Source organism: Streptomyces sp. NPDC021622, from assembly GCF_040640795.1.
GTDB lineage: Bacteria > Actinomycetota > Actinomycetes > Streptomycetales > Streptomycetaceae > Streptomyces.
The window spans coordinates 123,705-134,541 of sequence record NZ_JBFACK010000026.1; the positions used below are offsets into that span (position 1 = coordinate 123,705).

Annotated in this window: 10 protein-coding genes; 4 read left to right on the top strand and 6 right to left on the bottom strand. The window is 67.1% G+C overall.

All coding sequences use genetic code 11. The features are described 5' to 3' along the window. Window positions 1-235 precede the first annotated feature (235 nt). Window positions 236-967, bottom strand: a complete 732-nt coding sequence (gene fabG, locus AB0G47_RS37970) for a 3-oxoacyl-ACP reductase FabG (protein WP_360779718.1) — start codon at window positions 965-967, stop codon at window positions 236-238. Between the two features lie 347 nt (window positions 968-1,314). Between fabG and AB0G47_RS37975 the strand changes: the two genes are divergently transcribed. Both AB0G47_RS37975 and AB0G47_RS37980 read left to right on the top strand, forming a co-directional pair. Continuing rightward, entirely contained in the window at window positions 1,315-2,103 is a 789-nt protein-coding gene (locus AB0G47_RS37975; RefSeq protein ID WP_360779721.1) for a helix-turn-helix domain-containing protein, read from the top strand. Window positions 2,104-2,364: 261 nt separating this feature from the next. Continuing rightward, window positions 2,365-2,754 (top strand): VOC family protein, encoded by a 390-nt coding sequence (locus tag AB0G47_RS37980; protein WP_360779724.1) that lies wholly within the window; start codon window positions 2,365-2,367, stop codon window positions 2,752-2,754. Window positions 2,755-2,842: 88 nt separating this feature from the next. Here AB0G47_RS37980 and AB0G47_RS37985 read toward each other — a convergent pair whose 3' ends face one another. Then, a complete protein-coding gene (locus tag AB0G47_RS37985) occupies window positions 2,843-3,262 on the bottom strand; it encodes a transposase (protein ID WP_360779752.1) in 420 nt (139 codons plus the stop codon). Window positions 3,263-3,440: 178 nt separating this feature from the next. After that, the gene (locus AB0G47_RS37990) at window positions 3,441-6,269 is read right to left on the bottom strand and encodes a hypothetical protein (protein WP_360779727.1); all 2,829 of its coding nucleotides are present in this window, start codon (window positions 6,267-6,269) and stop codon (window positions 3,441-3,443) included. A 192-nt stretch (window positions 6,270-6,461) separates the two neighbouring features. Between AB0G47_RS37990 and AB0G47_RS37995 the strand changes: the two genes are divergently transcribed. Continuing rightward, complete coding sequence (locus AB0G47_RS37995; protein ID WP_360779729.1) at window positions 6,462-6,701, top strand: hypothetical protein; 240 nt, start codon at window positions 6,462-6,464, stop codon at window positions 6,699-6,701. 61 nt (window positions 6,702-6,762) lie between these two features. On the opposite strand, the gene AB0G47_RS38000 is transcribed toward AB0G47_RS37995, so the two are convergent. From AB0G47_RS38000 to AB0G47_RS38010, 3 genes are all read right to left on the bottom strand, one after another. Continuing rightward, window positions 6,763-7,983, bottom strand: coding sequence for an endonuclease domain-containing protein (locus tag AB0G47_RS38000; RefSeq protein ID WP_360779732.1), 1,221 nt, complete (start codon window positions 7,981-7,983; stop codon window positions 6,763-6,765). 71 nt (window positions 7,984-8,054) lie between these two features. Next, window positions 8,055-8,279, bottom strand: a complete 225-nt coding sequence (locus AB0G47_RS38005; RefSeq protein WP_360779736.1) for a hypothetical protein — start codon at window positions 8,277-8,279, stop codon at window positions 8,055-8,057. Further along, the gene (locus tag AB0G47_RS38010) at window positions 8,276-8,476 is read right to left on the bottom strand and encodes a hypothetical protein (RefSeq protein WP_360779739.1); all 201 of its coding nucleotides are present in this window, start codon (window positions 8,474-8,476) and stop codon (window positions 8,276-8,278) included. The genes AB0G47_RS38005 and AB0G47_RS38010 overlap by 4 nt, the downstream gene beginning before the upstream one ends. Before the next feature lie 608 nt (window positions 8,477-9,084). On the opposite strand from AB0G47_RS38010, the gene AB0G47_RS38015 reads away from it, so the two are divergent. Continuing rightward, the gene (locus AB0G47_RS38015) at window positions 9,085-10,485 is read left to right on the top strand and encodes an MFS transporter (protein ID WP_360779742.1); all 1,401 of its coding nucleotides are present in this window, start codon (window positions 9,085-9,087) and stop codon (window positions 10,483-10,485) included. Window positions 10,486-10,837 lie beyond the last annotated feature (352 nt).

Here is a 10,837-nt window from a genome sequence, read left to right on the forward strand (position 1 = left end):
CCGCACCCGGCCAGCGCCGCCATCCGGCCCGCGTCACGCCCCCGGTCCGCGTCCACGCGGGCCGGCTCCCGGGCCAGCGCCAGGATGCGCTCAGCGTCGATCACTCCCGCCCCCTCGCCCCGGTACAACATGGACCGGCCGCCGCTCGTCATCCGCGGCACAGCTGCCTGCGCTTGCTGCACCGCGGCCTTCCCTCGCAGGCCCAAGCAGGCTGCCGCAGCATCCGATCACTGCTTTAGTGCCCCATTCCCGCACCGCCGTCTACCGGTATGACCGCGCCCGTCACATAGGAACCGTCCTCGATGAGGAAGCGCACCGCGCGCGCAATCTCCTGCGGCTGCCCCAGGCGGCCGAGCGGGATCTGCCCGAGCAGGCCCTTGATGCGCTCCTCGGGAAGAGCGGCAACCATGTCCGTCGCGGTCAGCCCTGGAGCGACGACGTTGGCTGTGATGCTCCGTGAGCCGTATTCGCGGGCAATGGACCGGGCGAGCCCGATCAACCCCGCCTTGGACGCCGCGTAGTTGGTCTGCCCTGCCTCGCCGTACATCGCGGTGGCCGACGAAATGAACACCATGCGGCCGCTCTTGGCTCGCAGCATGCCCGGAAGGGCACGCTTGGCCACCCGGTAGGCAGCGGTCAGGTTCGCGTCCAGGACCGCGGTGAAGTTGTCCTCGCTCATACGGGCCAGGAGCCCGTCGCGGGTGATGCCCGCATTGGAGACGAGAGCGGTGACCGGGCCGTGCTCCACCTCAGCCTGCTTGAAGGCGGCATCGACCTGCCCGGCATCCGTCACGTCACAGCGAACAGCGAGGAAACGTCCAGCGCAATGCTCTTGGCCCGGCTGGTAGGAGCCCGCGGGCGGCTCCCCGGAGCGGTAGGTGACAGCCACGTTGAAGCCGGCCCCGGCAAGCTCTTGGGCTATGGCGTAACCGATGCCTCGGTTGCCGCCGGTGATGAAAACGCTCATGCCTGGACACCTCTCGGATCGTCGATGATGCGGCGTCCGCTCGCGGCAGCCTGGCGAGGTGGGGGGAGGCGCTGCGTGGCGGACTACTGCCGTAAGGAGGTGGCCTTGGGCAGCGGTGCCACACCTTGCCCCGTTTCAGTGCTGTTAGGCCGGTTCTGAGGGTGTCGGTAGCCGCAGTACCGGCACTGCGAGTGCGGGTTGCGGCCCGCTCCGTGCGTGGCTATGCCCGAAAGATCCGGATTTTAGCGGCGTGACGGGTACTCACTACCAAGTCAGGCAAAGGTATAAGCTGCGTTAGGATCTCCTGATACTTTTGCTTTTCTTTACCCAGGGGAGTCTTGCCTTCCATGTGCAATCTGCCGCCGATAACCCGGATGCTCAAGACCTGGCGCGAAGAACGCGACCCGCACGCCGTGCCCGGATTCACCGCCCGCTACGGCTCCCGCCACCGCAAAGGCCTCACGCAAAGAGACCTTGCAGAGCTGACCGGCGTGACCGAAGGCTGGTACGGCAGGCTAGAGCGCGGCAAACTCGACCACGTCGGCGACGAGTTCCTCGACCGCATCGTCCGCGTCCTCGGCCTGGACAGCGCGCAACGCGCACACCTGTGGCTGGAGGCCAACGCCTGCGAGCCACCACCGCTCCCGCACGCGGACGCAAGCACCATCGACCCCGTGGGGGCAGCCATCGTCCACAGCCTGACGTACCCCGCGTACACCTTCGACCACTGCTGGGACGTACGCGTCTTCAACCAGGCCGCGGCCCGCGACTACCCCTGGATGCTGCACGGCATCAACGTCATGATCTGGGCTCTGTGTTACCCGGAGGCCCGGCTCCAGCTCATCGACTGGGAGGAGACCTGGGCCAAGCCCATGGCCTCACAACTGCGCCTGGCCCACAAAGCGAATCCGGACGACGCGCGCCTCAACGAGGTCTGCGATCACATCAGGCAGGCCGATCCGATCGCCCGCAGAATCCTCGACGACGACGTCACCACAGTCGCCCACCCCGATGGAGACAGGCGGCGCCTCTACCTGCCACACCAGCATGAGGAGACCGAGGTCGAGTTCGTGGCGCTGGCCCGGCTGCGCGACAACACACGACTCATGATCGTTGCACCGGGCGACATCGTTTAGACGCGTTGTCTCATGACGTCGGGCCGTGGATTGGCCCTCCACCCAGGAGACGCCAACCACTCACGGTGATGTGGGCCGGGGGGGCGAGCGATGCCCCGACGGCCGGGGAGACCGAGGCCGGTCGCCTGCCCGTGAGGAGTGCACCGACAATGCGCGGGTGAGTAGCTGTGCTCAATCCCCTGGTCTATGACACTCGGTGACGGAGGGACTTCAGGACAGAAAACGACAGTCTGGTTGGGATGGCATACCTAGGCTGCTGACATGACGACGATCAGGCAGGTCTCGCTGGGCGTGATCGATGACGTGAGAGCAGGTGAGTTCTGGCGTCAGGCCCTGGGCTATGTGCGGCGGCCTCCGCGTTTCGAGGGTGACGACTGGATCGTTCTGAAGCCTCCCATCGGTGTGCCCGGTATCCCGATCGCGATGGACGTGAGCGAGAGCCCTGCGGTGGAGTTTCCCCGTATCCACTTCGATCTCGACGCGGGAGAGCGCGCGCTAGATGAGGAAGTCGCTCGTCTGGTGGCGCTGGGAGCTCAGCGTGTCGACTGGCGGCACTACCCGGAGAACCCAGCGCCTGCAGAACGGCCGTACGTCGTATTGGCCGACCCGGAGGGCAACCGGTTCTGCGTTGAAGGCCGGCGGGACGACTGATCGGAAGTTCATGGTCACGCTTCACGAGAGTGTGGTGCGGGTGAGTAGCTGAAAACGCAGGCGCGCTTGTGTGGCGATGCCGCGCTGGTCAGGCGAGGGCGGTGGGAGCGAGGCGGATGGCGTGCGACTGCCGCTGGGCCCGGATGCGGATCGGTTTGGGCTTGACGACGGCATCCCGTTCGACGGGACGGGGCTCGCTGCGCGGTGGCCGGGGTGGCCGGGGTGGGCGGGTGAGGCGACGGACCATGAGCGTGATCATGGTCCAGGTGAGGTGGGCTTCACTTTGGGAGATGAGCCGCTCGTAGTCGCGGACGTTTCTGCGGGCCCGCATGATCCAGCTGATGGCGCGCTCGACTCGCCACCGTTTCGCGAGGACGGCGAAGCCGTCCTGGTCCTTGCGCCCGGGAACGGTGCGGAGGGTGATACCGAGGAACGAGCGGGCCCAGGGGATGAGTTCGCCACCGTAGGCGGAGTCAGCCCAGGCGACGGTGACCTCGGGGTGGGCCAGGCGGAGCTAGAGGCGATGGCTCAGGCGTATGACGCGCTGGTGGAACTGGATGAGCACGACCGCAAGATGGCGCTGATCCATCTGGCCGGAAAACTGGGCATCAACCCGAGCGGGCTGGGTGAGGCACCCCCCAACCAGTGGCTGCCCCGGTGGCGTCTAGCCGGCGAGCGGAGGCCTCCTACCCGAACCCGCGGGGCTGCAGGGGGCCGGCCTGGTTGGTGTGGATGTCGCATGTGCTGGGCCCGGGCCCGGGAATGCGGCGGATTCCGGACTGTTCGAGGGGCAGCGACCAGGCGGTGCGGATCTTGTCGATGAGCGGGCGTGCGCTGTAGACGGATATGCCGAGTTCTTGGCGTGCTTGGGCGAGGCGTTCCGGTTCGCCCCCCTCGCCTCGTTGTGCAGCGTCCGTGGCCCGCTGTGTGAGGTGCTTGACGGTGAAGATGTCGAGCAGCGTGAGGGAAAAGTAGGCGTAGGTGGAGGCCTCCTCAATGAGCTGGAGGGCTTCGGGCGTCAGCTGTCCGATAACGGTGGTTTCGAGCTGTTCGCTGGCGGGTCGGCAGGCGAACTCTTCGAGAGTGGCCTGCAGTTTGGCCTGTGTGCAGGAGCACGGTTCCTGGTCACTCAGGTAGGTGACCAGCGTGCCGAACCTGCTGAGAATGCTGCGGGTGTCCGGGGCCCATTGGTGCTTGCTCAGCAGGGTTCTGAACCCGGCGAGGGTCTCGGAGAGTTCCTCCAGGATGAGATGGCGGGAGATGTCGGTGAGTGCGTAACTCTGCGCCTTCTCCTGCATTTCGCTGATCTGGATGCCGTAGCGCACGAGGTCGCGCAGGATGCCGCCGGACAGGGCGTGGGCGAGCATCACGTAGGGCTCGGTGAGCCGGTCCGTGCGTTCGGCGAGGATGGTCTGTGATTCCTTGAGGGTGCTGGGCTGGACATGGACGATGTCGTCCAGGGAGCTGTCGGTTACACCCCGGTGGGGCAGGCCCCGGCGGACGAAGGTGGCCCCGACGTCTTCGGCCACCGAGATGAGGTAGTAGACGTACGGGACACCAAGGATTGCTTTGATCTCGCTGAGGAAGGCCAGCGCCTCGGTGTCGGAGCCCAGCCGGTCGACTTCGTCGATGGCGATCACAACGGGCCTGCTCCTGTGCTGCTCCCACCCGGGCTTCTTCATGTGTTGCTCCCACGCGATCTGCGTCAGCAGTTCACGGAAGCTATCGACCAGTTCGGGGAAGTTGGGCGGAACGGTGGTGACGGATGTGGCGTGGGAGCCGCCGAGTGTCAGCACCTGGGCAGCCCCTGCAGCGTTGAGGGTGTTGCTGGACATCTGGATGGTCTGGAGCCGGTAGAGGTGGTCGCGGCACCGGGTCGCCAGCTCCGGTTCAGGGGGCTTCGGCTTCCACCGGCCCGCGCTGAGGAGGATCAGGCCGGTCAGGAAGGCAGCCATGCGCAGCGGGTTGTCCTCGTCAGCGAGCAGTGCGTAGATCTCGGGGGTGTTGACCATGTACAGCACGAGGAGGAAGGCGGTGGCTGCGGCCAGCGGCTGGAACAGTCGCTGCAGGCTGATGTGCCACCGGCCCAGATCAAACTCGAACTTGGAATCACGGGAGCCGCGGCAGACTCTCCACACCGCCAAGAGCACAACGGCCATCAACAGCTTCTGGAACGGGATGTTCCGCAGCAGCGGATCGAGCTGTTCGATCAAGAGGAGGCTGAGGACGGACAGGGATGTCAGAACATGGCCCAGAACTCTGCTGGCCTTCCTCCAGCCTTCCCTGATCAGTCGTGGCAGCCAGGCGGTATGCCGCGACTGCCACCAGACGAGGCCGGCGAGGGTGACACACAAGCTCGCGACGACGGCGTGGCCCTGCCAGATCTCCACGACGTGGTCGCGGATCACGTCGCCTTGCTCGCGGCCGGTGTCGCTGAGGGAGTCGGCGTACTGCGCATACAGGGAGCGGGCCGGGGCGGACAGACCGAGCACCACCAGCGCGGCGGCGGGGAGGGCGAACGCGCTCCAGCGTCCCAGACTGCGGGTGCGCCCCCAGGTGCGGCGCAGCAGCCGGCGTGTAGGCGAGAGGCGGGTGAACTCGGGGACGTCGTGTCCCTCGTTGCGCAGGTAGGTCTCGCACAGTCGCACGGACAGCGAGAGCAGGAAGTCGTGGGGGGCGTAGGTGGCGGGAGCCTGGGCCAGCAGACCCAGATCGGCGTCGTCGACGCACTGTTCGAGCAGGGTCGACTTGCCGGAACCGCGTGGCCCGCATACCGCGATGGTGCCGTACTCGACCTGGTCGAGCTTGCGCTCGAGCTGGTGCATCGCCCGGGTGTCCACGACGTGCAAGGGAGATCGAGGTGTGCGCAGCCCGGAGAGCCGGTCCGGGAGGAACACGGAGTCGGGTTCATCGCCCATCAGGCGGCGAACAATGTGGGGCACCGCCGGGAGGGTTCCCTTTTCCAGCAGCACTTTGCCCCACTGGATGGCTCTCAGACCGACCTCGACCCGCTGCACCGACCAATTGACCGCCAGCGCGGCCCCGATCACGGAGTGCAGCACGTGGACGATCACTCTCACACCGCGCCAGCGCAGCACGAACGACAGGAGCACCATGGCCATCACCGTCACGTCCAGCCACAGATTGCCGATGAGGAGTACCGCGATCGCACCGCCCGCCAGCAGCGAGCAGGTCACCCGCCAGTTCCAGGCCGACCCGCTCTCAACGCTCCGGCGCCGTCCCTCGATCTGCTCCAGCCTCCGGCGGGCCTTCTCGTACGTCTGCCGTTCGTCGGCCGGGCACCGGCTGATGGTGAAGATCCTGAAGAGCGGCGCCAGCATGTCCTGCTCGATCTCATCCTTCGACACATCGCTGTGCGTCTGGAGCAGCTGCACAGTTCTCACGTGATCGAGAGCTGCATCCACAGAACGGCTGTAGATGGGGTCCATGTCCGGCTCGAAGAAATCCTTGACCTTCGCCAACTGGCGTTCGCGCCAGGTCCACAGCAACAGCATCCGCGTTTCTCGCCTTTCCCCCGCATGCAGAACCTGCCGATGCTACCGGGCCCCTGTCAGCCCAGCTCAGACGCTCCAGCCGAAACAAGACAGCCGCTGCTAAGCCGCCCTGCCCCAGCGTCGTGGGCGCGGGCGCCACGTCGCAGTCCTTGCTCACCGAGACACCGGCGCGCCGCGCTTAAGGATCCGCTCGTGGCAGACGTCTCCGATGAATTGATCAAGGATGAACGTTCCGCCGAAGAAGAGCGTGCGAAGCTCGCCGGCCTGATGGATGAGGAGTACGAGGCGCAGTGGCGGCGATGGCGGGAGGCGTCAGCACTGGCACACTCCCCCATCACAGAGCATGCGACGGCGACCGGGCAGAACCGCTACGAAGTCGAGAAGGCGGTGAAGCAGGCCGTCCGGCATGTCGAGGAGGACCCGGCCGAGTAGCCGTTCGCGCAGCGCCCTGTCCCGTCCCCGAAAGGCCGGGGAGCGCGGCCGAGTTGGCCGGCTATCCCAGGTCGCCCAGTACGCGGGTGACGAACCCGCGCACCAGATCGGCGGCTTCGGCCGGGCTGACGTCCTTGGTCCAGTGCCTGCCGTGACAGGTCAGTTCGAGCCAGTGCACGCCGTGTGTGTGCTCCAGTTCCCGGATGTGCGGACGGTTGCGGCAGCGTCCGTGCCGCTCGGTCGCCTCCAGGTGGTCGCGGATCACGGCGGTGTGGAATCTGCGGGGGAGGGTCTGCTGGTCTTGGCAGCTGCGGCATTCCAGGAGGTGCAGCACGCTTCCCGGCCGGTCCAGGAAGCGCACTCCCTTGCCCTCGAAGGTGTTGCAGCTGGCGCAGAGCGGGCCGCGGATGTATCCGTGGTCGTGGCAGTGGTCCCAGGTGAACGCCCGGCTCTCGCCGCAGAGTCGGCACAGGAAGTCGTCGGCCCGGGTGGAGCGCCGCACCGCCTCGTACAGCACTCCGCGAAGGTGGCCTTGGTAGGCCTGGTAGGTGGCCCCCGAGCAGGTCGGGCATAACGTGATGTAGCCGTTGGCGGTTGGTGCCCGCCAGGCCCCGCGCGGTCCCTGGGCGCCGCACCCCGAGCAGATGCGGGCCCGGTTGATCAGGTCCTCCTCCAGCTGCTCCCAGCGGTCCAGGAGCTCGGCATAGACGCGGGGGAGGAGCCACTGGCCGCCCGACCGGGACAGCAGTCCGCGCGGCTTGGTGCCCGCGATGTTGTCCATGTGCGGCATCTCGCTGCGGGCGTCGAGGAACTCGGTCATCGTGAGGCCGCCGGGCAGGCCGTTGTCGCCGATGTCCCGCCAGGTGGCGTGCCAGTCCTCGCTGTCCCGGCGCTCTCGGAACGTCTTGTGGAAGGCGGCGTCGTACGTCCAGGACCGCAGCTGGCGCCGCCAGTCGGGCTGGTCCCATGGCTCCTGGCCGGAGTGGTCGCCGTACTCGGGGAGTTGCACCTCGGTGAGGTCGGTGAGGTCGGTGAGGTCGGTGAGGTCGGTGAAGGCGACGTGGAGTTCTGCCAGAGCACGACCGGCGCGGCTGACGTCGCGGTCGTCGTACGTCCAGCGCGCCTTGTGCTTGTAGCCGCGCAGCGCCGTGTCGCCGATGACGATGTGGCCGTGGCGGCGAAGGAAGCTGGTGCCCTCTAACTCCTCGGGGATGAGGGGGAGAGTGCAGTTCTGGGTGAGGTCCTCGAAGAGGGCGGGCGCTGACTTCGGGCTGATGAGCATGGCCGGATGATGGCAGCGAGGTCTGACAGTGCCGAGGTTCCCGTCTTCGGTGATGGGCCGGGGCTCGGCAGTCAACCGAGCCGGTAGTCCCGCCACCCGGTGCCGCGGGCGCGCACGACGGCCCCGGCCTGCTCGAGGCGGCGCAGTTGATAGAGCACGGAGGAGGGACTGGACAGTCCGACGGCGCCGCCGATCTCGCGCACGCTGGGGGCCTCACCGTGATCGAGGATGTGGTCGCGGATGCAGGCCAGCACGGACTGCTGCCGGTCGGATATGTCCCAGGAGCGGCGGGTCATGACTGGTCCTCGGTGCGGCGGCGCAGGTCGGCGAGCTGGCTGCGGGGAACCTCTCGGATGAGGCGGCGGGACAGGTCGATAAGCCGTCGGCGCAGTGCGGTGTTGCCGGCGGCGGGGGCCTGGGCGAGGGCGTTGTAGGTGCGGTTCCAGTCGCGCTGGGTCTGCACGCTGTCGGGGGCGGGGTTGTTGTGCACCATGAACCCAGTAGAGCATGTGTTCGATTTTTGGTGCGAGCCCGACTGTCCTTTGGCAGCGAAGTTTGATCACGCCTGGTCAGGGGGCCGTGGACGGGGCTCCCGGGTGCGTGTAATTCGAGGTGTCATGCGCCCTCGTGTGCGCTGTACAGCGAAGCGTCAGCTCCTGGATGTTCAGTCAGGTGGCGAACTTCGCAATCTGATGTGCGAAGGGGCCTGGGATGTCATATGGTGACCAGGCTTCTGCGCCGGAGGTTCTCGGCACCGGCGGCCGGAGTTTCCGTTCCTTCTGCGTCGATCTTGAGGTGACGTCCTATTAACCAGGCCATGTAGTCGTCCGTGTTCCCCACGTGCTGTTTTGTCGCACGTGTCCGGGGGCGGACGTCGCGCTGGCCTGAGTTGCGTCACCCCCCCCGCAGTTTTCTGTCTTTTCCCGGGTGCAGCTCTGCCGTCTGCCCCGGGTTTCGTGTTTTCCGGCCCCGGTGCGGCTGTCGGCATGGCTCCCCGATTCTTTTGGATCAGGAGTTCCCGTCGTGTCTTCCTCCGCGCTCGACAACGAGCCGCAGCACACCACCCAGCCCCCAACCCACCCATCACCTGGACTGTCGAAGATGGGCTTGGCTGCCTGGATCGCCCTCTTGGTGCTGCTGGGTGCCGAGCTGATGGACATGATCGACCAGTCGGTTGTCCTCACCGCCCTGCCCGCGATCCAGGAGTCGACCGGCGCCGGACCGGACGCGGTGCAGTGGCTGACCACCGGCTATTCACTGCCCATCGCCGTCGGGCTGATCACCGGCGGACGCCTCGGAGACCTCTACGGCAGGCGGAAGATCCTCCTCATCGGCACCGTCGTATTCACCACGGCCTCGCTGCTGTGCGGCCTCGCTGCCGGGCCGGGCGTGCTGATCGGCGCCCGCGGCCTCCAGGGCGCCGGGGTGGCCCTGATGATCCCGCAGATCCTGGCCACCCTCCATGTCACCTTCGAGGGACAGAACCGCAGCAAAGTGTTCGGCCTGTACGGGGCCGTCATGTCGCTCGCCAATGTCCTGGGCCCGGTGATGGGCGGTCTGCTGACCGAGGCGGACCTGTTCGGGCTGTCCTGGCGGCCGATCTTCCTGGTCAACGTGCCCGTCGGCCTCGCCGTGATCATCCTGGGACGCAAGTTCATCCCCGAGTCGACCGTGAAGAAGGCCGACCGGCTCGACCTCACCGGCATGCTGCTGTCCACACTGGCCATCGTCCTGATCGTCTTCCCGCTCACAGAGGGGCACCTCCATCACTGGCCGCTGTGGTGCTTCGCCCTGCTCGCCGCCGGCCTCCTCGTCCTCGGTGTCTTCCTGCGCCACCAGCAGCGCAAGCAGGACAACGCCCCGCTCGTACCCCTGTCCCTCTTCCGGAGCCGGCAGTTCTCCGGCGGTCTGGCCGCGCAGCTGATGCACGGCCTGCTGTGCGGGCTGTTCTTCATGACCTGGACGCTCTACCTCCAGCGCGGACTGGGCATGAGCCCCTTCCATGCGGCCCTGGCCTTCGTGCTGCTCTCCGTGGGAGAGCTGGCAGGCGCGACGGTCACGGCGAAGAGCGCCGGGCGCTTGGCCCGCCGCCTGCCGCAGGCCGGAGCCCTCATCACGCTCGCCTCGATGGCCGCCTACGGGCTCCAGATCGACGCAGGCCAGGCGGGCTTGACTCTGCTGGCGATGACCGCTCCGGTGGTACTGATCGGCTTCGGCCTCGGCATGGTCGGCGGCCCGCTGGCCGACATGTCGCTGGCCAGGGTCCCGCACGAGGACGCCGGGTCGGCCTCGGGCCTGTTCAATACCGTCATGCACCTGGGCATCGCCCTCGGTACCGCGCTGACCGCCCTGGTGTTCTTCGCCACCACCGGCAGCTCACCCGACCCCGGACTCAACCGCGACGCGTTCATCACCGTGCTGTGGTGGGTCGGTAGCCTCCTCGCCCTGATGTGGGCCCTGATGTTCTGCCTGCCCAAGCAAGCCAACAACCACGCCGACTGAGCCACTCCCAGGCTCCGGCCACGACATCGTCCGGGGCCTGGGCCCTCAGCCTTCCTCGATCTCGCCGCCTTGGGCAGCGTCGCGAGTGCGGAAAGCGCGCAGGTACCGGACCGAGCCGCGCGGCGGTGACGTTGACCAGGTAGCGGCCCAGGAAGTTGATGCGCCGGTCCTTGAACGGGAGGCGGGCCACGTCCTCGTCCCTGATATCGCGGGTCTTCGAAGTTGAGCGGTGCGGAGGTGTCCGCGAGCTCGTCGTTTCGTGACACAGCGTGTCCGTAGACGCTGACTGTCAGCGTTGCGGAACCCGAACGCGTTGCGGGCGACGAGCTTGGTCACGCGTTGATGCCCTCGC

Coding starts and splice junctions, on each gene's coding strand:
- fabG (WP_360779718.1), bottom strand. CDS start 967: ATGAGCGTTTTCATCACCGGCGGCAACCGAGGCATCGGTTACGCCATA.
- AB0G47_RS37975 (WP_360779721.1), top strand. CDS start 1,315: ATGTGCAATCTGCCGCCGATAACCCGGATGCTCAAGACCTGGCGCGAA.
- AB0G47_RS37980 (WP_360779724.1), top strand. CDS start 2,365: ATGACGACGATCAGGCAGGTCTCGCTGGGCGTGATCGATGACGTGAGA.
- AB0G47_RS37990 (WP_360779727.1), bottom strand. CDS start 6,269: ATGCTGTTGCTGTGGACCTGGCGCGAACGCCAGTTGGCGAAGGTCAAG.
- AB0G47_RS38000 (WP_360779732.1), bottom strand. CDS start 7,983: ATGCTCATCAGCCCGAAGTCAGCGCCCGCCCTCTTCGAGGACCTCACC.
- AB0G47_RS38005 (WP_360779736.1), bottom strand. CDS start 8,279: ATGACCCGCCGCTCCTGGGACATATCCGACCGGCAGCAGTCCGTGCTG.
- AB0G47_RS38010 (WP_360779739.1), bottom strand. CDS start 8,476: ATGGTGCACAACAACCCCGCCCCCGACAGCGTGCAGACCCAGCGCGAC.
- AB0G47_RS38015 (WP_360779742.1), top strand. CDS start 9,085: ATGGGCTTGGCTGCCTGGATCGCCCTCTTGGTGCTGCTGGGTGCCGAG.